The organism is Lysobacter sp. yr284 (assembly GCF_900107375.1).
Taxonomy (GTDB): domain Bacteria; phylum Pseudomonadota; class Gammaproteobacteria; order Xanthomonadales; family Xanthomonadaceae; genus Lysobacter.
Genome location: NZ_FNPT01000002.1, coordinates 159501 through 182334 on the forward strand (window position 1 = coordinate 159501; position 22834 = coordinate 182334).

Consider the following 22834-nt stretch of genomic DNA (forward strand, 5'->3'; position numbering starts at 1 on the left):
GGCGGGTGTCGGGGCGGTGGGCTCGGGGCTCGCTGGGACGCCGGCAGGTCGGCGGCTGGCCTCACGATCGCGCGCAGCCGGAGCGTGGCGTCCCGGCGCTTACGCCCGCGGCAGCACGATCTGGCGCTTGTCCTTGCTCGGCCGGTACAGCACGGCGGTATGGCCGATGCGCTGGACCAGGGCGGCGCCGGTGCGCTCGGCGAGGTCGGCGATCAGGGTGTCGCGGGCGTCGCGGTCTTCGGCGCCGACCTTGACCTTGATCAGCTCGTGATGCTCCAGGGCCAGGTCGATCTCGGCGATCAGGGCATCGGTGACGCCTTTGCCGCCGACCTGCAACATGGCCTTGAGATCGTGGGCCTGTCCGCGCAGGAAACGGGTCTGGGCGGAGGTCAACAGGGTCGGCATCGGGACACGCGAACTAAGCGGAAAGGGCGCTCAGGGTATCATGGCGCCCCCACCCCCCATCCGGACCGGCGCCCCACGCCATGGCGACGCGCAGCAAATCCAGCCAGCGCTGGCTCAAGGAACACTTCTCCGACCCCTTCGTGAAGAAGGCCAAGTCCGAAGGCCTGCGCTCGCGCGCGGCCTACAAACTGGAGGAACTGGTCGAGCGCGACCGCCTGCTCAAGCCGGGCATGGTGGTGGTTGACCTGGGCGCCGCCCCGGGCGGCTGGTCGCAATGGGTCCGCCAGGAAATGGAGCGGCTGTGGCCGAAACAGCCCGGCCGGCTCGTGGCCCTGGACATCCTGGACATGCCCGGCCTGGCCGGGGTCGAGTTCATTCACGGCGATTTCCGCGAAGATGCGGTGCTGGCCCAGCTGGAATCCACGCTGGACGGCCAGGTCGTGGACCTTGTGCTGTCCGACATGGCCCCCAATATGAGCGGGGTGGACGCGGTCGACCTGCCGCGAGCGATGCACCTTTCGGAGCTGGCGATGGACTTCGCCGACCGGCACCTGAGGGTCGAAGGCACCTTCCTGATCAAGCTGTTCCAGGGAGTGGGCTTCGACGAGTACGTGCGCGAACTGCGCCGGCGCTACGCCAAGGTCTCGATCCGCAAGCCGGCGGCCTCGCGCAAGCGGTCGCCGGAGGTCTATGCGCTGGCCCAAGGCAAACGGGCGACGCCGACCTGACCGGGGCCGCCCGGACAGGCCGGGCAAGCGGGGCTTGCTGAACGAGCCTGTTCGTGAACGGCGCCGCTGCCGGCAGATGTACCGGGGCGGTGGGTGTGAGAATCTGGCAGTTACCGCGGGCGCAAGAGGCGTTCGCGGCCACGGGTCCCGCGGGGCCGCAGGGTAGGAAACAAATGAACGATTTGGCCAAGAATCTGCTGCTCTGGGTGATCGTCGCCGTCGTGCTGATGGTGGTGTTCCAGGCGTTCGGTCCGCGCACCGCGGGCACCGAGGTGCTCGCCTACGACCAGTTCGTCAACCAGGTCCAGAACGACCGCATCAAGGAGGTGAAGATCTCCGACGATGGCACCACGATCACCGGTACGCGCAAGGACGAAAGCAAGTTCACCACCTACGCCACGCGCGACCCGTACCTGATCAACGACCTGATCAACCACAAGGTCGTCACCGAGCAGACCCCGCCGTCGAGCAGCCCCTCGCTGATCATGATCCTGGTCAACGTGCTGCCGTGGCTGCTGTTCATCGGCATCTGGGTCTATTTCATGCGCCAGATGCAGCAGGGCGGCAGCAAGGGCGCGATGAGCTTCGGCCGTTCGCGCGCCAAGCTGCAGGGCGAGGACCAGGTCAAGGTGACCCTGGCCGACGTCGCCGGCTGCGACGAGGCCAAGGAAGAAGTCGGCGAACTGGTCGAGTTCCTGCGCGATCCGTCCAAGTTCCAGAAGCTCGGCGGCAAGATCCCGCGCGGCGTGCTGATGGTCGGCCCGCCCGGCACCGGCAAGACCTTGCTGGCGCGCGCCATCGCCGGCGAGGCCAAGGTGCCGTTCTTCTCGATCTCCGGTTCCGACTTCGTCGAGATGTTCGTCGGCGTCGGCGCCAGCCGCGTGCGCGACATGTTCGAGCAGGCCAAGAAGCACGCGCCGTGCATCATCTTCATCGACGAAATCGACGCGGTCGGCCGTCATCGCGGCGCCGGCCTGGGCGGCGGTCACGACGAGCGCGAGCAGACCCTCAACCAGCTGCTGGTCGAGATGGACGGTTTCGAAGGCGGCGAAGGCGTGATCGTGATCGCCGCGACCAACCGTCCCGACGTGCTCGACCCGGCGCTGCTGCGTCCGGGCCGTTTCGACCGTCAGGTCGTGGTCGGCCTGCCCGACGTCAAGGGCCGCGAGCAGATCCTGCGCGTGCACATGCGCAAGCTGCCGCTGCACGAAGACGTGGAGCCGATGACCATCGCCCGCGGCACCCCGGGTTTCTCCGGCGCGGACCTGGCCAACCTGTGCAACGAGGCGGCGCTGTTCGCCGCGCGCGAGAACGCCAAGGAAGTGCGCATGGAGCACTTCGACAAGGCGCGCGACAAGATCCTGATGGGCGCCGAGCGCCGCTCGATGGCGATGAGCGAGGACGAGAAGAAGCTCACCGCGTACCACGAAGCCGGCCACGCCATCGTCGGCCGGGTCGTGCCCGAGCACGATCCGGTCTACAAGGTCACCATCATTCCGCGCGGCCGCGCCCTGGGCGTGACCATGTACCTGCCGGAAGGCGACAAGTACTCGATGAACCGGGTCGCGATCGAATCGCAGCTGTGCTCGCTGTACGGCGGCCGCGTCGCCGAGGAGCTGATCTTCGGCGTCGACAAGGTCACCACCGGCGCGTCCAACGACATCGAGCGCGCGACCAAGATGGCCCGCAACATGGTCACCAAGTGGGGCCTGAGCGACGAGATGGGCCCGATCGCCTACGGCGAGGAAGAGGACGAAGTGTTCCTCGGCCGCTCGGTGACCCAGCACAAGAACGTGTCCAACGAGACCGCGCGCAAGATCGACGAAGTCGTGCGCGGCATCCTCGACAAGGCCTATGGCCGGACCTCGGAGATCCTCAAGGACAACCTCGACAAGCTGCACGTGATGGCCGAGGCGCTGCTGCAGTACGAGACCATCGACGCGACCCAGATCGACGCGATCATGGCCGGGCGCGAGCCGGGTCCGCCGGCGGACTGGGCCAAGTCGGGCAAGGTGTCGAAGGACGACAACCGTCCCGGCGGCGCGATCGGCGGGACGGCGGCGCAGACCTAACGAAGTTGCGTTCAACGCGCCCCAACAAAACGCCGGGATCTCCCGGCGTTTTTGTTTTTGCTCCCAACTGGCCACAGTCTCGTAGCCTCCCTGTAGGAGCGGCGCAAGCCGCGACCGCGCCACAACGCCTGCCTCGCGTCTCTCCATCCCGACGATCCCGACTTCGTGCCTGCGCCGTCCGCCCACGTTCGCGGTCGCGACTCGCGTCGCTCCTACAGGGGGCGATCCCAACAGCGCGGGCCGGCGAGCGGGTAGCATTCGAGACTTAGCCGCCTGTGGACCCGCCCCATGTTCGACCTGTCCCCGACCCTGGACTGCAACGGCCGTGTCCTCAAGCTCGATCGCCCGCGGGTGATGGGCATCGTCAACGTCACTCCCGATTCGTTTTCCGACGGCGGCGCCCACGACACGCTCGAAGCCGCGGTCGCGCACGGCCTGCAACTGGCCGCGCAGGGCGCCGACCTGCTCGACATCGGCGGCGAGTCCACTCGGCCCGGCGCGGCCGAGGTGCCGGTGGAGGAGGAGCTGCGGCGCACGATCCCGGTGATCGAGCGCCTCGCCCGCGAGACCGCGCTGCCGATCAGCATCGATACCTCCAAGCCCGAGGTGATGCGCGCCGCGGTCGCCGCCGGCGCCGGCCTGATCAACGATGTCTACGGCCTGCGCCGCGAAGGCGCGCTCGACGCCGCCGCCGCGCTCGGCGTGCCGGTGGTGCTGATGCACATGCAGGGCGAGCCGCGCTCGATGCAGCACGAGCCGCACTACGAGGACGTGGTGGCCGAAGTGCACCGGTTCCTGGCCGAACGCATCTTCGCCGCCGAGATGGCCGGCATCGCCAAGAAGCGCATCGTGGTCGATCCGGGCTTCGGCTTCGGCAAGACCCTGCAGCACAACCTGACCCTGCTGGCCCAGCTGGAACGCTTCGGCGAACTCGGCGTGCCGGTGCTGGCGGGGCTGTCGCGCAAGCGCAGCATCGGCGAGCTGACCGGCCGCGAGGACGCGCGCGAGCGCGTGCACGGCTCGGTCGCCGCGCACCTGATCGCGGCCCAGCGCGGCGCGCGCCTGCTGCGCGCGCACGACGTGGCCGCGACCGTGGACGCGCTGAAGGTCTGGGAAGCGGTGGCCGCGCAGGTCCAGCCGCGCCGCGCGGCGGCGCCGGCGATGCCGAAGTGGCCCGACGAGGATTGACGGGCGAGGTGCGCGCGCGGGCGCGCGATTGTTTTCTCGCCGATCCCGCCGAGACCTTGGCGCTGCAGGCGTGGAACCCGGTTCCCGGATGCTTGTGCGCATGCGTGTCCATCGCCTTGTCGATAGCGCAGCGGGCGCAGGCGTGTCGTGGCGCGGCGTGGCGCTGCGAGCCGATGCGGCGCGCGGCCGCCGGTGGGCGCTGCGATGGGCTGGACAAAAAACAGCCAAACTCACCGAAGCCTTGTCGCATAAGGCGTGAAACCCGATTCCACGGCATGTGTCCCAATGCTTGTCCACAGGCTGTGTGGATAGCGGCGGGCCCGCGCGGCGAGGCGCTTGCAGCGAAACGCGAAAAAAGCAAGGCCGCAGCGTTGGAATGCGTCGTCGGCGCGCGCGCATCGGGCATGAATCGGTGTTGGACAAAAAATGATCAAACTCGCCGAAGCCTTGTCCCGTAAGGCGTGAAACCCGATTCCACGGCGTGTGTCCCAATGCTTGTCCACAGGCTGTGTGGATAGCGGCGGGCCCGCGCGGCGAGGCGCTTGCAGCGAAACGCGAAAAAAGCAAGGCCGCAGCGTCGGATTTAGTCGTCGGCGCGCGTGTGGCGGGCCTGAATCGGCGTTGGACAAAAAATGATCAAACTCGCCGAGGCCTTGTCGCATAAGGCGTGAAACCCGATTCCACTGCGTGTGTCCCAATGCTTGTCCACAGGCTGTGTGGACAGCGGCGAGCCCGCGCGGCGAGGCGCTTGCAGCGAAACGCGAAAAAAGCAAGGCCGCAGCATCGGAATCCGTCGTCGGCGCGTGCGCTTCGGGCTTGAATCGGTGTTGGACAAAAAATGATCAAACTCGCCGAAGCCTTGTCCCGTAAGGCGTGAAACCCGATTCCACTGCGTGTGTCCCAATGCTTGTCCACAGGCTGTGTGGATAGCGATGGCGCGGCCGCTCGGCGTGGCGCGAGCCGGAGCCGGTGCGCGGCGCGAACGCACGCAGGCGCGAAGCGGGCAGGGGACGCTGGCCCGCCGCTGCCTGGTGCGCTGCAGCACGCGGCGCAGGCCGCAGGGGCGTCGAGCGCATCGTCTGCCGGACGCCCGGCGACTGTGCGGCCGGGGCCGGCGAGCGCGGCGATCGCGCCGAAGTCCCGTCTGCGCAGGCGCAAACATCGATCCGCACGCCAGCGTCCGCGCGCCTGTCGCCGCCGCCGCGCAAGCCCCGGTCGCCGATGCCGATGCCTGCGGCAAAGTCAAGGAAATTCACTGGCGAATTTCTCGCCAAACCTCTTGCAATGCTTATGCCGCAAGGCTTCGCGGACGCAATCGAAAAACTGTCCGCAGGCTTGTCCACAGGGGATGTGGACAACTGCAACGGGCTGGTCAAGAAATGGGCAAATTCCTGTAAAGCCGGGCCCGGCGCGGGCCGCCGGGCCGCCGCCGAACGCCCGCCGCAGCGCGGTTGCGCAGCGGCCGGGGCCTGTTCGCGGCGGCGGCGGGCCGGCTTCCGCAGGCCGCGCGCCTGTGCGAGGCTGCGCGTCGCCCACCGCCGTACCCGCCCGCGCATGACCGCCTCCCTCGACCCGCGCCCGCTCGCCATCGCCCTGATGGGCCCGACCGCCTCGGGCAAGACCGCGCTCGCGCTGGATTGGGCGCAGCGCCTGGATGCGGAGATCGTCAGCGTCGACTCGGCCCTGGTCTACCGCGGCCTGGACATCGGCGCGGCCAAGCCGAGCGCAGCCGAGCGCGCGGCGGTGCCGCACCACCTGATCGACGTGCGCGAGCCGTGGCAGGCCTATTCGGCGGCCGAGTTCGCCAGCGATGCGCGCGCGGCGATGGCGCAGATCGCCGCGCGCGGGCGCCTGCCGATCCTGGCCGGCGGCACCGGGCTGTACTTCCACGCCCTGCTGCACGGCCTGTCGGACATGCCCGAGGCCGACCCGGCCACCCGCGCCGCGCTGACCGCCGAGGCCGCGCAGCGCGGCTGGGCGGCGCTGCACGCCGAGCTGGCCGCGCTCGACCCGGAGGCGGCCGCGCGCATCCACGCCACCGACGCCCAGCGCATCCAGCGCGCGCTCGAGGTCTGGCGCCTGTCCGGCCGCACCATCAGCGACTGGCGCCGGGCCTCGGCGGCGCGCCCGCGGCTGCCGTTCCGGGTGCTCAAGCTGGTGCTGGCGCCGGCCGAGCGCGCGGTGCTGCACGCGCGGATCGAACGCCGCTTCGAGCAGATGCTGGCCGACGGCTTCCTCGACGAGGTCCGCGCGCTGCGCGCGCTGCCGGGGCTGGCTGCGCATCCCAGCCCGCTGGAGCTGCCGGCGATCCGCGCGGTCGGCTACCGCCAGGCCTGGGAACACCTCGACGGCGCGTTCGACGCGGCGCAGCTGCGCGACCGCGGCGTGTTCGCCACCCGCCAGCTGGCCAAGCGCCAGCTGACCTGGCTACGCGGCGAACTTGACGCGCGCTGGTTCGATCCTTTGCGCGACGCGGCCGAACTGGAGCGCGCGGTCGGGCTGTTCGCCGGCGCCCGCCTGCGCGCGCGCGCCCAGGGCGCTTAGCGGCGCCCGCGCCAGCGCGCGCAAACCCCGACCCGGGTCGCAATGTTTGCTTGCACTTGCGTTAACATCGGGCGGTCGCCCCTGTGGGGACAACAGCCGGCGATACGGAAGCGACCGTTTCCGGGCTCCCGGGCCTACCGCCCGGTCCCGACGGCGGGTCGCGCCGTCCTAATAACTAGAACATGCTGGGGAATTAGAAGATGTCTAAGGGGCAATCCCTGCAGGATCCTTTCCTGAATGCGCTGCGTCGCGAACGCGTACCGGTCTCGGTCTACCTGGTCAACGGCATCAAGCTGCAGGGCACGATCGAATCCTTCGACCAGTTCGTGGTGCTGTTGCGCAATACCGTGAGCCAGATGGTCTACAAGCACGCCATTTCCACCGTGGTCCCCGCGCGCAACGTCCGCGTCGGCCCGGGCGGCGGCTATGTCCAGTCCGCCGACGGCGGCGATGGCAGCGACGAGAACGAATAAGCGCTCGCGGCGCGGCGGACGATTGAGAAACCGGCGCGGCGCCACCATCTGCCAGGGTTCGTCCCCGGGCACGGCCCGCCAGTCAGCTTCCTGATCGATGTTCGAGCGTTCCAAGAGGGGCGAGCACGCCCTGCTGATCCAGCCTCACTCCGGCGGCGCGCCGGAGGAGGACCTGCTGGAAGAGTTCGCCGACCTGGCGCGCTCGGCCGGCGCGTCCGTGGCCGCGGTGTTGACCGCGCGCATCGACCGGCCCAACGCGGCCATCCTGATCGGCAGCGGCAAGCTCGAGGAGGTCAAGGCTGCGGCCGAGGCCAGCGGCGCCGACCTGATCCTGGTCAACCATCCGTTGAGCCCGGGCCAGGAGCGCAACCTCGAGCGCGCGCTGCAGCGGCGCGTGGTCGACCGCACCGGCCTGATCCTGGACATCTTTTCCCAGCGCGCGCGCAGCGCCGAGGGCAAGCTGCAGGTCGAGCTGGCCCAGCTCAAGCACATGGCCACCCGGCTGGTGCGCGGCTGGACCCACCTGGAGCGCCAGCGCGGCGGTTCCATCGGCCTGCGCGGTCCCGGCGAAACCCAGCTGGAAACCGACCGCCGCCTGCTGCAGAAGCGGCTGGAGCAATTGCAAAAGCGCCTGGACAAGGTCGAGGTGCAGCGCACCCAGATGCGCCGCGCGCGGGTGCGCAGCGAACTGCCGCGGGTGGCGCTGGTGGGCTACACCAACGCCGGCAAGTCGACCCTGTTCAATACGCTGACCGGCGCCGACGCCTACGCCGCCGACCAACTGTTCGCCACCCTGGACCCGACCGTGCGCCGGATCGAGCTGCCCGGCGGCGGCGTGGTCCTGGCCGATACGGTGGGCTTCGTGCGCGACCTGCCGCATGAACTGGTCGCCGCGTTCCGCTCGACCCTGTCGGAAGCGCGCGAGGCCGACCTGCTGCTGCACGTGATCGACGCCGCCGACCCGCTGCGCGACGAGCGCATCGCCCAGGTCGACGCGGTGCTGGCCGAGATCGGCGCCGGCGACCTGCCGCAGCTGCTGGTGTTCAACAAGATCGACCGTCTCGACGGCGTCGCCCCGCGCATCGACCGTCCCGGCGAGGAGCGCCACCGGGTATGGCTGTCGGCGCGCACCGGCGAAGGCCTGGCGCTGCTGCGCGAAGCCCTCGGCGAGGCGCTGCAGCTGCGCCGGGTGCAGGGCGGGCTGCGGATAGCGCCGCAGGACGCGCGCCTGCGCGCGCGCCTGCACGAGCTCGGCGCGGTGCGGGTCGAGCAGGCCGACGAGCACGGCTGGTGGGTCGAGGTCGACCTGGCCGTGGCCGACGCCCAGCGCCTGTTCGCCCAGGCGCACGGCGAGCCGTTGCGGCCCTTGCTTGAGACGGCGGAGACCCCCACCTAGAATCGACAGGTTCGCGCGCGCTGAATGCGCGTGCGACCCGCCGCGGGCGCCCCAGCGTCCGCGGACCGGCGCCGGCCCTGCCGCGGCCGGTGCCGGTTGGAACCGCCTTGCTCGCGCAGGACGCTCCGTTCGGCCTCCACTTTCTTAGGAGCAGGCATGGCCTGGAACACCCCCGGCAGTGACAATTCCGGCGACAACCGACCGTCGCGGCAACGCAAACCCCAAGGCCGCGGCCTGGACGCCCTGATCGACTCCGCGCGCGGCCTGTTCGGCGGCGGCGGCGCCGGCAGCATCCTGCGCTGGGTCGGCGTGCTGGTCGCGCTGTGGCTGGCGTTCAACTGCTTCGTGTTGGTGACCGAGCAGGAACGCGGCGTGGTCCTGCGCTTCGGCACCTTCTCGCGCGTGCTCCAGCCCGGCCCGCACTTCAAGCTGCCGTGGCCGGTGGAGAGCGTGCAGAAGGTCAACGCGACCCAGAGCAAGGCCTACAGCGAGAACGTTCCGGTCCTGACCCGCGACGGCAACATGGTCAACGTCGAGATCAACGTCCAGTACCGGATCGAGTCGCCGCGCCAGTACCTGTTCGGCTCGCGCGCGCCGGAAGAAGTGCTCAAGCAGGCCGCGCAGAGCGCGGTGCGCGAGCAGATCGGCCGCTCCGACCTGGACACCGTGCTCGGCGCGCGCAGCGTGCTGACCACCCAGGTGCGCCAGCGCCTGCAGGCCTCGCTGAAGGATTACGAGACCGGCCTGACCGTCACCGAGCTCAACCTGCCCAACGCGCGCCCGCCGGACGAGGTCAAGGACGCGTTCGACGAGGCCCAGCGCGCCAACGCCGACAAGTCCACCGCGATCAACGAGGCCCAGGCCTACGCCAAGAAGATCGTGCCGGAAGCGCGCGGCGACGCGCAGCGCATCCGCACCACCGCCGAGGGCTACAAGACCTCGATCGTGGCGCGCGCGCAAGGCGACGCGGCGCGCTTCACGCTGCTGGTCGAGCAGTACAAGGGCGCGCCGGAAGTGACCCGCAAGCGGCTGTGGCTGGATGCGGTGCAGGAAGTGCTGTCCAACAACCGCAAGATCGTCGGCGGCGATTCGCGCCAGATCCTGCAGATTCCGCTGACCGACCGCGGCGGCGTGCCGCTGACCCCAGGCCCGGTCAGCGTGCCGCTGGCCCAGCCCGAACTGCTGCCCTCGGTGACGGCGACCGATTCTTCGCGGTCGTCCGCGCCCTACAGCGGCCGTCCCGAGCGCCCGAAGACCCGCGATGAGGTGATGCGATGAGAGTTCCTGCCCTGATCGCAGCGGGCGTGGCCCTGCTGCTGGCCCTGCTGGGCTCGATGTTCGTGGTCAAGGAAGGCCACAGCGCGATCGTGTTCCGCCTCGGCACCGTGGTGCGCGAGGACGTCGCCCCCGGCCTGCGCTTCAAGTGGCCGCTGATCGAGACCGCGCGCACCTTCGACCGCCGCCTCAACGTGCTGCCGGCCGAGCCGGAGCGCTACCTGACCGCCGACAAGCTCGACATCAGCATCGACTTCTTCGCGCTCGGCCGGATCGAGGACATGCGCCGCTTCTTCCAGGCCACCGGCGGCAACGAGGAAGTCGCGGCCGAGCGCCTGAAGCCGATCATCCGCGACGCGCTGCGCAACGAGATCAACTCGCTCAAGCTGCTCGACGTGGTCAAGGGCGACCGCGAGGCGGTGATCGGCAAGCAGCTGATGGCGATCAACCGCGGCGCGGCGACCCTGGGCGTGAAGATCCAGGACATCCGGATCAAGCGCATCGACCTGCCGCAGGACAGCAACGTGCTGCAGTCGGTCTACAACCAGATGCGCTCGCAGCGCCTGCAGGTGGCCAGCCAGCTGCGCGCGGAAGGCTTCGAGCAGTCGCAGGCGGTGCGCGCGTCGGCCGACCGCGACAAGACCGTGCTGCTGGCCGAGGCCGAGCGCGACGCCCAGCGCCTGCGCGGCGAAGGCGACGCCGAGGCCGCGCGCCTGTACGGCGAGGCGGCGTCGAAGGACCCGTCGTTCTTCACCTTCCAGCGCAGCCTGGATTCCTACCGCAAGGCGTTCGCCGACGGCCAGAGCGTGATCGTGCTCGACCGCGACGATCCGTATCTGCAGTACCTCAAGTCCGACCGCTGAGGCCGGCCGATGGCCGGCGAAGTGTGGCGGGCCGTGTGCCTGGTCGTGGTGCTCGAGGGCCTGATGCTGTTCGTCGCCCCCGGCGGCTGGAAGCGCGCGGCCGAGCAGCTGCGCTCCTTGCCCGACCCGCACCTGCGCGCGGTCGGCGGGATCATGGTGGCGATGGCGCTGACCGGCCTGTGGTGCCTGCGCCAGGGCTGAGGCCGCGGCCTTGCCCGGGGCTGATGTTGTCCGAGCCGCTCCGATTCACCCGCCGTGCTGAAGGCCTTGGGGATGAAGCACGTCCCCGCGGCGGGCTTGGCTTGCTTGAGGCCGCAGGCTGAAGTCTCTGGATCCCCGCGTTCGCGGGGATGACGGTCTGGAGAGGGACGGGGCAGCCCACCTGCCGTCGTTACCGCGCCCGCGGGAACCCAGGGCGTTATCGAGGCAGGATCCTGAAGTCCCTGGCCCGCGGCTTCGCAGGCGCAGTAGGAGCGCCTTCAGGCCCGATACCCTTCGATCCGCCCCGGCCGATCCGCCCTGAGCCGATCCGCTACAAGCCAAACCCGCTCCAAGCCCTCAGCGCCGAAGCCGCCGCCATGGCCGCTTCCACAAGAAATCCATAAATCCAGCACGCGACTGCGGTCATGCGCGCGCCTCGACGCGCATCGCAGTTCCTCGCGCATCGCCGCCGGCGCTGCGAAACCTTCCCCCGACGAACCCGAAAACGCCCTGGTTTCGCCCTGTCGCGACGAGGCGGGTGCGGCTAGACAGTGGGCGGCGAGGCGTGCGCCGGCGCTGCAGGAAGGCGCGGCGCCGCATGCGGGAGACGACGCCGGCGGTGGCCGGCGCCGGGTCCGGCGGCCTCGCGGCCGTCGCAGGCGCAGGTGCGTCGCGGCGGACCCTCATTCCATTTCAGGAGAACCGTCATGAAGGATTCTGAGCGTAGCCGCTTCGTTCGCCGCAGTGCGCTGGCCTTGGCGTTGATGTCGTTGACCAGCCCGGCGTGGGCGGGCTGCCTGGGCGCCGGCGTGCCCAAGGGCAACAACTTGTACCTGATGTTCGCCAACGCGGCGACCCCGTACCTGGAGTTCGGCCAGCTGCCGAATTCGCCGACCAGCCCGGCGCAGCCGTTCGCGCTGTCCGGCATCCCCAGCTACGCCGGCACCGCCGCCGACCTGCAGACCGCGGTGACCTCGGTGGTGGAAATGGACTTCTGCGAATTCAACGTCAAGGTGCACGCGACCAACGCGTTCCCGCCGACCGCCTTGTCCCGCCGCAACATCGTCGCGGTGACCACCCAGAACGCCTTCCTCGACGGCCTGCTGTCCAAGCCGCAGCGGCTCGACACCGGCGACCTGTACCAGGTCGATTATTCCTACGTGTACGGCGGCACCTTCCAAAGCTGGCTCGGCGGCAGCGGCGGCGCGCTCAACGGGATCAACTCCACGCTGACCCGCTGGGCCAACGCGCTGGGCGGCTCGGCCGCGCTGGCGGCGGCCAACAACTACGGCGTCAGCAACTCCACCACCGTGCGTCCGGGCGAGGACAGCGCCGCGCGCCACATCATGTCGACCGGCAGCGCGGTCACGCCGGAGAATCGCGTCGGCTACCGCCGCCATTTCAGCGATACCTCGTTCTCGGTGCTGGCCAGCAACGTCGGCCTGTCGTTCAAGACCATGTGGAACTGGGACCTGGTCAACCCCAACGCGCAGACCGCGCACGCGCTGGAAATGACCGTGCTGTATCCCAGCGCGACCCCGCCGGTGATCGGCTGGTACTACGGGCAGTCGCCGGCCGAATGCCATTCGCCGTGGAAAACCCCGACGGTGACCGGCCCGACCGGCCCGGCGCAGGCGTTCCACGACGGCATCTACTACCCGTACACGGTGCGCTGGGATACGCCGAATCCGTATTGGGGCAACGGCCCGTGCACCGGCGCGACCGGCGCGCCGGGCCAGGCGATCGGCGGCGCGTATTACCACATCGGCGCGACCTTCACCGACATCAATCCCAACACCACGGTGGTCAACGCGCTGGTGGTCAAGGACATCCGCCTGTACGGCGCGACCAACAACCTGCTCTCGCTCAAGCCGCGCCTGCACGGCCTCGACGCCGGCACCTTCGATCCGTTCGGCAGCTTCCGCCTGAGCGTGTTCAATCTCGCCGACGCCGCCACCGTGCTGCGCAACGTGGAGCTGCGCGAGCTGCCGCGCGTGGTCGGACTCAACGAGATGGTCGTCGGCGGCCGCATCGCCGACGCCAACGGCGAGGAATTCCAGCCCTGGAACACCCGCACCCTGGTGCGCGAGGCCAAGTTCGACGTGGGCCAGAGTCTGGCGATCCCGGTGGCCAAGGTCGGCCAGCAGCGCCACGTCAGCGAGGTGATCACCGCCGAGGACTGCCAGCGCCAGCGCGCCGGCGACGCCATCGGCGATCCGGCGCCGGTGCCGTGCACGCCGCGGGTCAACGTCGACCTGTTCCCCTCGACCACGCTGTACCTCACCGCCGACACGGTCGAGCCCAACGCGACCTTCTGGGACGCCAAGCAGCGCAAGTACGTAACCGGGCCGCTGAGCACGCGCACCTACTACCAGGTCACCGGGCGGCGCCTGGACCAGAACCGCAACGGCGTGGACGACTTCGTCGACGCGCACGCGCCGGCGGCCCAGCCGAAGTGACGGGCTGAGCGCTTAGGCCATCGGGCGGATCGCACCGCCCGCGGTTGCGGGCCCGGCGCAACGCCGGGCCCGCGTTTTCGCCGCGCGCGTCGCGGCGCCGGTGCGCGCGCATCGTCGCACCCGCTGCCGGCGCGATCGCCGCTCGCGCCGTCCGGCGCGATCACCTCTGGCGGAAATGGTGCAGGTGGCTGCGGCTGACCGGCAGGGTTTCGGCGCGTCCTTTGAGATGGATCAGCGCGGCGACGTGGCCGCGCGGGAACACCAGGTTCCAGTCGCCCCAGCGGCCGCGCAGCGCGGCATGGCCGTAGAAACCGGCGATGTAGGCGGCGAACAAGACCGGCCCGAGCGCGGCGACGCCGACCCAGGCGGTCGCAGCGACGCGCAGCAGGCGGCCGGCCGCGGCGGCGCGGTCGCGGCCGGCGGCGCGGGGCGATGTGGGCGCGGGGCGGGCAGGGCGACGAGCTGCGGTTCCGGAGCGACGGGCTGCGCCCGACGGCGACGGACGGGGACGCCGCGCTCGGGCCGGGCGCGCTTGCGCGGCGCGTGCGGCCGCGGCCCGGCAGGCCCTGGATTGGGGCGGTACGACGGCCTTCCCGCCCGCCAAGGATCGGCCCGGCGGATCGTCCCGAGGCGCCGGCCCCGGCGCGCCGCGCCGCCAGGCTGAGCCGAATCTGTCCGCTGGCTCGCCCGGGGTGGCCTTGGCCGCCCGAAACCCGGATAATGCACAAAAGCCGGACGGGGCCATCCCCGCCGGCTTTTTTCCGTTCATGGCCCTGTGGCGCGGCGAGGACTGCGACTGGGCGTGGGCGGACCATGCGGCGACCGCCGCTTTCACAGCTAGGAGTTTGGACTCATGGGTCAGTCAGTCGTCGTTCTCGGTGCCCAGTGGGGCGATGAAGGCAAGGGCAAGATCGTCGACCTGCTGACCGAGCAGATCGGCGCCGTCGTGCGCTTCCAGGGCGGCCACAACGCCGGCCACACCTTGGTCATCGGCGGCAAGAAGACCGTGCTGCACCTGATCCCCTCGGGCATCCTGCGCGAAGGCGCGCTGTGCCTGATCGGCAACGGCGTGGTGCTCAGCCCCGCCGCGCTGCGCAAGGAGATCGACGAACTCGAAGCCACCGGCGTGGAAGTGCGTTCGCGCCTGAAGATCAGCCCGGCCACGCCGCTGATCATGCCGTACCACATCGCCCTGGATCAGGCCCGCGAGAAGGCCGCCGGCGGCAAGGCCATCGGCACCACCGGCCGCGGCATCGGCCCGGCGTACGAGGACAAGGTCGCCCGCCGCGGCATCCGCGTCGCCGACCTGCATTACCCGGCCCAGCTCGCCGAACTGCTGCGCAGCGCGCTGGACTACCACAACTTCGTGCTGACCAAGTACCTCGGCGTGGACGCGGTCGACTACCAGAAGACCCTCGACGAGGCGCTGGAATTCGGCGAGTACGTGCAGCCGATGAAGTCCGACGTCGCCGGCATCCTTCACGACCTGCGCAAGCAGGGCAAGCGCGTGCTGTTCGAAGGCGCGCAGGGCTCGCTGCTCGACATCGACCACGGCACCTACCCGTACGTCACCTCGTCCAACACCACCGTCGGCGGCGCGCTCGCCGGCACCGGCGTGGGCGCGGACGCGATCGACTACGTGCTCGGCATCGCCAAGGCCTACGCGACCCGCGTCGGCGGCGGCCCGTTCCCGACCGAACTGGACGACGAAATCGGCCAGGGCATCCGCGACCGCGGCCAGGAATACGGCGCCACCACCGGCCGTCCGCGCCGCTGCGGCTGGATCGACATCGTCGCGCTCAAGCGCGCGGTGGCGATCAACGGCATCACCGGCCTGTGCATCACCAAGCTCGACGTGCTTGACGGCATGAAGACGCTGAAGATCTGCATCGCCTACGAATACCGCGGCAAGCGCACCGAGTACGCGCCGCTGGACGCGGCCGGCTGGGACGAGTGTACCCCGGTGTACCTGGAGTTCCCGGGCTGGGAAGAGAACACCCACGGCATCACCGAGTGGGACAAGCTGCCGGCCGCCGCGCGCGCCTACCTGCGCGCGCTGGAAGAACTGGCCGGCTGCCCGCTGGCGATCGTCTCGACCGGTCCGGATCGCGACCATACGATGGTGCTGCACGATCTTTGGGCGTGAGCGCCGGCCGCTGAGAGATGAGGAAAACCCCGCGGAAGCGGGGTTTTTCTTTGGTGCGGCCGCAACTGCGGCGCAGCATTCGCCGCTTAGCGTATTTGCGGCGCCGGTGCCTGCGGTTGAGGTTCAGCAGAGGCCGCTTCGAGTCGCCGGGACTCGCGCAGTTGCGCAATGCGCCCGGACGAGTCGGCGAGTTCGGTGGCGGCGACTTGCGTCATCGGCATCATCGCGAGATTCGCATAAGGATCAGGATTCCGGGACCGTCCCTGGACGCACAGCAATTCGCCGGCGCGATGATCGCGCGTCTGCGCATTGAGCCCCACCGAGACGATCTCTTCGAACCCGTCGCGCTCGCCCAGATACGCCGCGCAAGCAGCCATGCGTTCGCTCTCGCGATTCCATTCGTGTCCGCGCGCGGCTTCCATGCGCTGCGTGGCCAGCCGCGCCTGAGCATGAAGCTCCGAGACGTTCGCGTCCTCGCGACCGCCTTCGAGAGCGCTCGTGCGTTCGGCCGGCGACGCGGGCACGTCGATCGCCGGCGCAGGCCGCGGGTTGTAGCCATCTCGATCGAACGGGCCGGGGCGCGCTTCCCGCAACCACTTGTGCCGGTCGTCGTAGTCGTATCGGCGCAGTTCGTCGTCGGGGCCCAGGACGAACAAGCTGACATCGGTGCGGTCCGCGAACTGGGCGCGCGCGCTGTTCCAGTCGTTCTCCGACGGCAGCCGGTTGGCCGCGAGCGTATCGGGCTGGTTGTCGGAGCGCCGTACGATCTCCATCGGATGGTTGTGCACCAGCGCCACCACCCGGTCGGCGCCGCCGGCTGCGGCGATGGCGGGCGCGGCATCCGCGCGGAAGTGGTTGTTTTCGGTGAACAGCCGGGTGACCCGCAAGGTATCGCCGTCGCGATAGATGGCGGCGACGTACTCGACTCTGTCGTGGTCGGGGCGCAGGCGGATGGCTTGTGCGGTTTCTACCGCCAACGCCTGGATAGTTTGCTCTTCGTTGGTGATGGGGTCCGGCATGGATGCGCTCCTTGGCATCGTACGGATGCAGCGGTCATCGGAACTCGACGTTTGCGCTTTCGTCGATGACGAAGATCGGCCCGGCCTCGCGCGATACCCCGCCTTTGGCGCGATCGACCAGCCTGATCTCGACTCGCGCCGCGCCTTCCATGCAGGTGACCCACGGGCGTTCCTGCAAGGCGTCGGCAGGGAATCTGCGATTTATCTGCGTCAAGACCGATGCGTTCGCCTCGGCCTTGCCGATCGACAGCGCGGTGACTCGCGCTGCGTAGCCTCCACTGTCGCGCCAACGCGAATCGCCGGAAATACGCACCGCAGGAAGCGGGCGAGGGCAGGCGTATTCGAAGGTGTAGGCGGTGTTTTGCGGCGCTATCGGTTCCGACAGCACCGCCGCGCCGTCTTTCGCGGCTGCGGTGCAGCCGCTCAACAGCAGCGCTGCCGAGATCAGCGCGGTGCGCGTGCGAAGAAATTCGGGCATCGACGGAATTCCTGTTGCGCCGGGCGACGGGGCTGCAGGAAGTGAACGACCTGGCGCGGCACCTGTCAACGCTGGCCCGGCATTGGCCGGAAACACGTGCCGGCTGGGTATCGATTGGTTCCTGACGTTCCACATTGAAAGCGCCATGAAGAGCCCTGCCGCGCTGTGCGCATCTCTATGCTGCGCCGAACCAATCCCATGATTCTGCCCCCATGAAAAAGCACATCCTCATCGTCCACGCCCACCCCGAACCGGCCTCGCTCAATAGCGCGCTCAAGGACGCGATGCACGCGCACTTGCTCGCGCAGGGGCATACGGTCGAAGTCAGCGATCTCTACGCGATGGGCTGGAAATCCGCGGTCGATGCCGCCGATTTCCCCCAGCGCGATGGGTCCGCGCGCCTGCGTGTGCCGAAGGATTCGCACGCCGCCTTCGCCGGCGACGCGCTCACCGCCGACGTGCGCGCCGAGCAGGACAAGCTGCGTCGCGCCGATGCGCTGATCCTGCAGTTCCCGCTGTGGTGGTTCTCGATGCCGGCGATCCTCAAGGGCTGGTTCGACCGGGTCTATTCCTACGGTTTCGGCTATGGCGTGGGCGAGCATTCCGATACCCACTGGGGCGATCGCTACGGCGAAGGGGCGCTGGCCGGCAAGCGCGCGCTGGTGTCGGTCACCGCCGGCGGCTGGCAGCCGCATTACTCGCCGCGCGGAATCAACGGGCCGATCGACGACCTGCTGTTCCCGATCAATCACGGCTTGTTGCACTACCCGGGCTTCGAGGTGCTGCCGCCGTACGTGGTGTATCGCAGCGACCGCGTCGATGCCGCGCAGTTCGCCCAGGCGCGCGATGGCCTGCTGCGGCGCCTGGACGGGCTGTGGAGCGATGCGCCGATCGCCTACCGGCGCCAGAACGGCGGCGACTACGCCGTGCCCTCGCTGGAGCTCAAGTCCGGTCGCGAGGCCGGCGGCGAACGCGGCTTCGCCTTACACGTGGCGCCGGCGGCGTGAGGCGCGGGCAGGCGGGCGCATCGCGTCGTCATGAGTCATGTTGCTGAACCCCTGAGGCCGTCCGACGCCTAGGCAGAAGCTTGCGGTACAGCACATAATATTTGTGCTGTTCGTCACATTTTCTGTTCAGTTCGTTCAGGCGGCAATCGTCGCCCACCCCGTGGCGCCGCGCTCGGTCGAGCGCGACGCGCCCCCGCCCTGCAGCGGGACGCGGCTGGGCGTGGCGGCGTACAGGGGGAATCCAGCGGCTCATGAGCATGTCTTTCGGGCGCGGTCTGCGTGGACCGCGCGTGACTTTACTCGCAGCGTTCCTGGCTGCGGCGACGCTGTCGCCGGCCCAGGCCCAGGTCCAGCGCACCTTCGTCAACCTCGGCTTCGAGCAGCCCGACCTGGGCACGGGCGCCTGCGTCGGCTATTTCGCCGGCCCGCAGCAGGTGACCGGGTGGAACACCACCCATCCCAGCCGCGCCACCGGCGGCTGCGGCATCGTCGCCACTCCGGCCACCGGGCCGATCATCGAGCTGTGGGGCAACAGCTTCAACAGCACGCCCGCGCGCGCCGGCAAGCAGCATGCCGAGCTCAACGCCGACCAAGCCTCGCGCATCTACCAGAACATCTGCCTCACCAACGGCGAAGTGATCGGCTGGCGCTTGAGCCACCGCGGCCGCAATTCGGCCAGCACGCCGGACGTGATGAGCTTCGGCGTCAACGCCTCCGGCAGCACCACCACCGCGGTGAGCGACGAGATCGCGCGCATCGGCACCACCAACAACGGCACCGACCGGGTCGACACCGGCGGCACCGCGTCCTCGGCCACCCAGGGCACGATGACCATCGGCGGCACCAGCAACGGCTGGCGCGACTACAGCGGCAGCTTCACCTACGGCGGCACCACCGGCGTGCAGCAGGTCGGCTTCGCCGCGGTCAGCAGCAGCGGCGGCATTTCGCTGGGCAATTTCCTCGACGAGATCCAGGTCACCCTGCGTCCGTACGTCGAGTTCGACGCCGCCAACTACACCGTGCGCGAAGGCCAGAGCGCCGGCCTGCCGCGCTTGCGGGTGATCGGCACCGTGCCCAGCGGCGGCATCGTCGTGCCGGTGCGGATCACCGGCGGCACCGCGACCCGCGGCAGCGACTACACGGTGTCCAGCGGCAACGGCAACATCGTCAACGTGTCGATCCCGGCCGGCACCTACGACAACGCCACCTTCGACCTGCCGATCGCGGTGGTCGACGACACGATCATCGAGGACAACGAGACGGCGACGTTCCAGGTCCAGACCGACGCCAACGCCTACACGCTGACCTCGACCACCGCCTGTTCGACCAGCGCCTCGGTGCAGGCGACCGCGACGCTGACCATCGTCGACAACGACGTCGACCTGCGCACGACCAAGCAGGTCGACAACGCCGCGCCGGCAGCGGGCGGCACGGTCGCCTACACCGTGACCTTCCGCAACAACACCGCGCGTCCGACCGTGGGCGACACCACCGCGCACGATGCGTCGGTGAGCCTGGCCGATGCGGTGCCGGCGGGACTGACCTTCACCGCCTGGACCTGCACCCCGATCGGCAGCGCGACCTGTCCCGCGGCCAGCGGCACCGGCGCGATTTCCGCCACCGCCACGCTGCCGGCCGGCAACGCGGCGGCGGGCGCCGGCCTGACCTACCGCATCCAGGCCAAGCTCGCCGACGGCCAGTGCGCGGCGATCGCCAACACCGCGACCATCGCCGCCAACGCGCCGTTCGCCGAAGGCGCTTCGGCGCAGTCGGGGTTCGTCACCCCGGCGCCGGGCGGCAGCGCCGACAACAGCGCCAGCGTCAGTGTCGATCCGGTGTGCGTGTCGCTGTCGCTGAAGAAGGACGACGGCCGCGCCACCTACACGCCGGGCGGGCAGAGCGACTACTTGCTGACCGCCTGCAACACCAGCGGCCCCGACGCGGCGGCCGGGGCCAGCATCAGCGACACCCTGCCGCGCGGCGTCAGCCTGCGCACCGGCTGGTCCTGCCGCACGCTGTCCGGCGGCGGTACCTGCCCGGCCGGAGGCGGCGCGGCGGGCGAAACCACGGTCCAGGTCGGCAACCTGCAACTGCCGGTCGGCGCCTGTGTCGAGGTGACGGTGCCGGTGCGGTTCAGCGCGACGCCCGGCGACTATTGAGGGCGCGAGCGAGGCGTCGCCCGGCTTCGGGATCGGACGAGCCCGGAATCGGGAACCGGAACGGCGGGGCGCGAGCCTCGCCGTTTTTCGTTGCGCCGGCGGGCGGCCGGCTTCGGCACCGGTCGCCGGGTTTCGTGCGACCGAGGCCGCAAAACGGCAGATACGGACCCGGGCGGACGTTTTATTCAGCTTTTGCGCCAAAAGTGTGACTTGGTTCCGGCTACAGCGCACCCTGGTTCTTGTTAGGCTCCTGAAGCCACGGTACGTGGCCGTATGTCGTTTCGCGCAACGGTAGGGGAGTACCGTCGCGCCGCAGCACCCTCCCGCCTGCGCGGCGGGCCTCGGGGAAAGTCCGTCAGGTACTCAGGAGGAGTCGCTATGTCCGAAGCACAGCCGCAGTCGCTGGCTGCCCAGGTATTCGCCGATCCGGCCGCGGCCGAGCTCGCCGACGCCGTCGCCGCGGGCGACCGCGCGCAGATCCGCCGCCTGGTCGAGCGCGCGCCGGCCGCGTTGTCCGCGCGCGGCGACAAGAACGTCACCCTGCCGGAGTGGGCGGTGTTCAACCAGAGCCCGGAGGGGCTGGACGAATTGCTGGCGCTGGGCGCCGATCCGTCGCGGCCGGGCGTGGACGGTTCCACCGTCGTGCACCTGGCGGCGATGGCGCGCGATCCGGTCTACCTGGAAACGCTGCTCGCGCGCGGCGCCGACCCCAACATCGAGCACGCCCACACCGGCGCCGCGCCGCTGGCCGCGGCCTTGATGGGCGACCGCGAAATCCAGTTCCGCCGCCTGCTCGCCGCCGGCGCCGATCCGCGCCACGCCGACCGCATGGGCAACACCGCGCTGCACGTCGCCGGCAAGGTCAACCAGCCCGACCTCGCCCTGGAACTGCTCAAGGCCGGCACCGACCCGCATGCGCGCAACGCCCAGAACGTGAGCTTCCAGCGCTATGCGTTCATGACCCCGCCGAGCCTGCTCAGCGCCAAGGCGCGCGCCGACCGCGAGGCGCTGGCGGCGTGGATGCGCGAGCGCGGCATCGCGCTGGAAAGCGCCTGAGCGCGCGCGACCCCTTTCAGGAACACGGTACGCCAAGGAATTCAGGAGACCGCAGCATGAGCCAGCAGACCGAACCGACCGCCGGCGCGCAGCCGCCGCAGTCCTTCGCCGACCAGGTGCGCGGCACCCAGGCCAAGCCGATCGACAAGACCCTGTCGCGGCTGATGGACGATCTGTACGAACAGGGGCCGGGCATCGACGGCTTCAAACCGCTCGACGCCGACCAGTTGCGCGCCAAGGGCATCGACCCGGCGACGCTGGAGAACAAGGATTCGGGCTTCCTCGCCCGCATCTACGGCGACGAGCACGGACATTACGTGCTGGCCTATTCGGGCACCGACGAGGGCAAGGACTGGCTGACCAACTTCCGCCAGGGCCTGGGCTTCGAGGACGCGCAGTACAACCAGGCCATGGCGCTGGCGCGCGAGGCCAAGGTCGCCTTCGGCGACGAAGTGGTGATCACCGGCCATTCGCTCGGCGGCGGCCTAGCCGCGGCGGCTTCGATCACCAGCGGCATTCCGGCGGTGACCTTCAACGCCTCCGGCGTGCACGACAAGACGCTCGAACGCATCGGCATCGACGCCGACGCGGCCAAGCGCGAGATGGCCGACAACGGCCAGATCCGCCGCTACGCGGTCAAGAACGAAATCCTGACCGACCTGCAGGAGCACAGCATTCCGCTCAAGTGGGCGATGCCCGACGCGGTCGGGCACAAGATCGAACTGCCCGACCCGGACCCGCAATCGTTCTGGCAGAAGCTGATTCCCGGCAGCGGCATCAAGCACGGCATCGACATCCACTACATCGAGGCGGTGATCAAGGCCCAGGAGATGGCGACGCCGGGCGAGCGCGGCCACGACGCCGGCCGCGCCGCGGCGGCGACCGGCGCGCGCGAAGCCACCGCGCGCGACGGCCTGGCCGACGCGGCGCACCCGCAGAACGGCATGTATCAGCAGGCCTTGCACGGCCTGCGCGGCCTGCCGCCGGGCGCGCTGGAATTCGGCGGCGAACAGGGCCTGCGCAACGCCGCGACCCACGCCGCGCTGGATGCGGGCGGGCAGGGCATGCGCAACATCGACCACATCATCGCCGGCCGCGACGGCCGCGGTTTCTTCGCGGTCGAAGGCGGCCTGGACGACCCGAGCCACCGCCGCGTGTTCCTCGACCAGCAGCGCGCGGTGAGCCCCCCGCAGAACACCGCACCGGCGCAGCCGCAAGCCGATACGGCGCCGGCGCAGCAGGAAAGCAAGCGGGCGCTGATGAACTGAGCGGCGGCTTGCCGCAAGGCCTTGCGTTGCAGCGCGAGCGCCTGCGGGGCCGTTGCTGCTGGCGGCAGACGCAAAGCCTTCCGCTCCGAGGGGCGGG

Annotated in this window: 19 protein-coding genes; 15 read left to right on the top strand and 4 right to left on the bottom strand. The window is 69.9% G+C overall.

Annotation, left to right across the window (positions count from 1 at the left end; genetic code table 11):
• Positions 1 to 99: 99 nt before the first annotated feature.
• A complete protein-coding gene (yhbY, locus tag BLV01_RS05795) occupies positions 100 to 405 on the bottom strand; it encodes a ribosome assembly RNA-binding protein YhbY (RefSeq protein ID WP_091795180.1) in 306 nt (101 codons plus the stop codon).
• Positions 406 to 485: 80 nt separating this feature from the next.
• Here yhbY and rlmE point away from each other — a divergent pair, with 80 nt between their 5' ends.
• The 10 genes from rlmE (at position 486) to BLV01_RS05845 (ending at position 13604) form a co-directional block, all read left to right on the top strand.
• On the top strand, positions 486 to 1133 hold the full coding sequence (gene rlmE / locus BLV01_RS05800; protein ID WP_091795183.1) for a 23S rRNA (uridine(2552)-2'-O)-methyltransferase RlmE: 648 nt from the start codon (positions 486 to 488) through the stop codon (positions 1131 to 1133).
• A 173-nt stretch (positions 1134 to 1306) separates the two neighbouring features.
• Positions 1307 to 3205: an ATP-dependent zinc metalloprotease FtsH gene (gene ftsH / locus BLV01_RS05805; protein ID WP_091795186.1), complete on the top strand. Its 1899-nt coding sequence runs from the start codon at positions 1307 to 1309 to the stop codon at positions 3203 to 3205.
• A gap of 288 nt (positions 3206 to 3493) precedes the next feature.
• A complete protein-coding gene (gene folP / locus BLV01_RS05810; protein ID WP_091795189.1) occupies positions 3494 to 4393 on the top strand; it encodes a dihydropteroate synthase in 900 nt (299 codons plus the stop codon).
• Positions 4394 to 5947: 1554 nt separating this feature from the next.
• Positions 5948 to 6937 carry a tRNA (adenosine(37)-N6)-dimethylallyltransferase MiaA gene (miaA, locus tag BLV01_RS05815; protein WP_091795192.1) on the top strand — a complete coding sequence of 330 codons (990 nt, stop codon included), beginning with the start codon at positions 5948 to 5950 and terminating at the stop codon, positions 6935 to 6937.
• A gap of 200 nt (positions 6938 to 7137) precedes the next feature.
• On the top strand, positions 7138 to 7410 hold the full coding sequence (gene hfq / locus BLV01_RS05820; protein ID WP_091795195.1) for an RNA chaperone Hfq: 273 nt from the start codon (positions 7138 to 7140) through the stop codon (positions 7408 to 7410).
• Between the two features lie 97 nt (positions 7411 to 7507).
• On the top strand, positions 7508 to 8806 hold the full coding sequence (gene hflX / locus BLV01_RS05825; protein ID WP_091795199.1) for a ribosome rescue GTPase HflX: 1299 nt from the start codon (positions 7508 to 7510) through the stop codon (positions 8804 to 8806).
• A 156-nt stretch (positions 8807 to 8962) separates the two neighbouring features.
• Positions 8963 to 10084 carry an FtsH protease activity modulator HflK gene (gene hflK, locus BLV01_RS05830; RefSeq protein WP_091795202.1) on the top strand — a complete coding sequence of 374 codons (1122 nt, stop codon included), beginning with the start codon at positions 8963 to 8965 and terminating at the stop codon, positions 10082 to 10084.
• Positions 10081 to 10944: a protease modulator HflC gene (locus tag BLV01_RS05835; RefSeq protein ID WP_091795205.1), complete on the top strand. Its 864-nt coding sequence runs from the start codon at positions 10081 to 10083 to the stop codon at positions 10942 to 10944. Before hflK ends, BLV01_RS05835 begins: the two co-directional genes overlap by 4 nt.
• Before the next feature lie 9 nt (positions 10945 to 10953).
• Positions 10954 to 11145, top strand: a complete 192-nt coding sequence (locus tag BLV01_RS05840) for a DUF2065 domain-containing protein (RefSeq protein ID WP_091795208.1) — start codon at positions 10954 to 10956, stop codon at positions 11143 to 11145.
• A 707-nt stretch (positions 11146 to 11852) separates the two neighbouring features.
• Complete coding sequence (locus tag BLV01_RS05845; RefSeq protein WP_139178523.1) at positions 11853 to 13604, top strand: hypothetical protein; 1752 nt, start codon at positions 11853 to 11855, stop codon at positions 13602 to 13604.
• 160 nt (positions 13605 to 13764) lie between these two features.
• Here the strand turns inward: BLV01_RS05845 and BLV01_RS26130 are convergent, their stop codons facing one another.
• Positions 13765 to 13938: a hypothetical protein gene (locus BLV01_RS26130; protein ID WP_175485790.1), complete on the bottom strand. Its 174-nt coding sequence runs from the start codon at positions 13936 to 13938 to the stop codon at positions 13765 to 13767.
• Positions 13939 to 14457: 519 nt separating this feature from the next.
• Between BLV01_RS26130 and BLV01_RS05850 the strand changes: the two genes are divergently transcribed.
• Positions 14458 to 15750, top strand: a complete 1293-nt coding sequence (locus BLV01_RS05850; RefSeq protein WP_091795214.1) for an adenylosuccinate synthase — start codon at positions 14458 to 14460, stop codon at positions 15748 to 15750.
• Between the two features lie 86 nt (positions 15751 to 15836).
• Here the strand turns inward: BLV01_RS05850 and BLV01_RS05855 are convergent, their stop codons facing one another.
• Positions 15837 to 16769, bottom strand: coding sequence for an XVIPCD domain-containing protein (locus tag BLV01_RS05855; RefSeq protein ID WP_091795217.1), 933 nt, complete (start codon positions 16767 to 16769; stop codon positions 15837 to 15839).
• 34 nt (positions 16770 to 16803) lie between these two features.
• Positions 16804 to 17247: a hypothetical protein gene (locus BLV01_RS05860; RefSeq protein ID WP_091795220.1), complete on the bottom strand. Its 444-nt coding sequence runs from the start codon at positions 17245 to 17247 to the stop codon at positions 16804 to 16806.
• Positions 17248 to 17459: 212 nt separating this feature from the next.
• Here BLV01_RS05860 and BLV01_RS05865 point away from each other — a divergent pair, with 212 nt between their 5' ends.
• The 4 genes from BLV01_RS05865 (at position 17460) to BLV01_RS05880 (ending at position 22737) form a co-directional block, all read left to right on the top strand.
• Entirely contained in the window at positions 17460 to 18254 is a 795-nt protein-coding gene (locus tag BLV01_RS05865; protein ID WP_091795222.1) for an NAD(P)H-dependent oxidoreductase, read from the top strand.
• A 290-nt stretch (positions 18255 to 18544) separates the two neighbouring features.
• The gene (locus BLV01_RS27100) at positions 18545 to 20413 is read left to right on the top strand and encodes a DUF11 domain-containing protein (protein WP_175485791.1); all 1869 of its coding nucleotides are present in this window, start codon (positions 18545 to 18547) and stop codon (positions 20411 to 20413) included.
• Positions 20414 to 20791: 378 nt separating this feature from the next.
• Positions 20792 to 21469 carry an ankyrin repeat domain-containing protein gene (locus BLV01_RS05875; protein ID WP_175485792.1) on the top strand — a complete coding sequence of 226 codons (678 nt, stop codon included), beginning with the start codon at positions 20792 to 20794 and terminating at the stop codon, positions 21467 to 21469.
• Between the two features lie 56 nt (positions 21470 to 21525).
• A complete protein-coding gene (locus tag BLV01_RS05880; protein ID WP_091795231.1) occupies positions 21526 to 22737 on the top strand; it encodes a Tle-like phospholipase domain-containing protein in 1212 nt (403 codons plus the stop codon).
• Positions 22738 to 22834 lie beyond the last annotated feature (97 nt).

What these genes read in the sequence shown, in the direction of transcription:
- yhbY (WP_091795180.1), bottom strand. Translation starts at nt 405, where the DNA reads ATGCCGACCCTGTTGACCTCCGCCCAGACCCGTTTCCTGCGCGGACAG.
- rlmE (WP_091795183.1), top strand. Translation starts at nt 486, where the DNA reads ATGGCGACGCGCAGCAAATCCAGCCAGCGCTGGCTCAAGGAACACTTC.
- ftsH (WP_091795186.1), top strand. Translation starts at nt 1,307, where the DNA reads ATGAACGATTTGGCCAAGAATCTGCTGCTCTGGGTGATCGTCGCCGTC.
- folP (WP_091795189.1), top strand. Translation starts at nt 3,494, where the DNA reads ATGTTCGACCTGTCCCCGACCCTGGACTGCAACGGCCGTGTCCTCAAG.
- miaA (WP_091795192.1), top strand. Translation starts at nt 5,948, where the DNA reads ATGACCGCCTCCCTCGACCCGCGCCCGCTCGCCATCGCCCTGATGGGC.
- hfq (WP_091795195.1), top strand. Translation starts at nt 7,138, where the DNA reads ATGTCTAAGGGGCAATCCCTGCAGGATCCTTTCCTGAATGCGCTGCGT.
- hflX (WP_091795199.1), top strand. Translation starts at nt 7,508, where the DNA reads ATGTTCGAGCGTTCCAAGAGGGGCGAGCACGCCCTGCTGATCCAGCCT.
- hflK (WP_091795202.1), top strand. Translation starts at nt 8,963, where the DNA reads ATGGCCTGGAACACCCCCGGCAGTGACAATTCCGGCGACAACCGACCG.
- BLV01_RS05835 (WP_091795205.1), top strand. Translation starts at nt 10,081, where the DNA reads ATGAGAGTTCCTGCCCTGATCGCAGCGGGCGTGGCCCTGCTGCTGGCC.
- BLV01_RS05840 (WP_091795208.1), top strand. Translation starts at nt 10,954, where the DNA reads ATGGCCGGCGAAGTGTGGCGGGCCGTGTGCCTGGTCGTGGTGCTCGAG.
- BLV01_RS05845 (WP_139178523.1), top strand. Translation starts at nt 11,853, where the DNA reads ATGAAGGATTCTGAGCGTAGCCGCTTCGTTCGCCGCAGTGCGCTGGCC.
- BLV01_RS05850 (WP_091795214.1), top strand. Translation starts at nt 14,458, where the DNA reads ATGGGTCAGTCAGTCGTCGTTCTCGGTGCCCAGTGGGGCGATGAAGGC.
- BLV01_RS05855 (WP_091795217.1), bottom strand. Translation starts at nt 16,769, where the DNA reads ATGCCGGACCCCATCACCAACGAAGAGCAAACTATCCAGGCGTTGGCG.
- BLV01_RS05860 (WP_091795220.1), bottom strand. Translation starts at nt 17,247, where the DNA reads ATGCCCGAATTTCTTCGCACGCGCACCGCGCTGATCTCGGCAGCGCTG.
- BLV01_RS05865 (WP_091795222.1), top strand. Translation starts at nt 17,460, where the DNA reads ATGAAAAAGCACATCCTCATCGTCCACGCCCACCCCGAACCGGCCTCG.
- BLV01_RS05875 (WP_175485792.1), top strand. Translation starts at nt 20,792, where the DNA reads ATGTCCGAAGCACAGCCGCAGTCGCTGGCTGCCCAGGTATTCGCCGAT.
- BLV01_RS05880 (WP_091795231.1), top strand. Translation starts at nt 21,526, where the DNA reads ATGAGCCAGCAGACCGAACCGACCGCCGGCGCGCAGCCGCCGCAGTCC.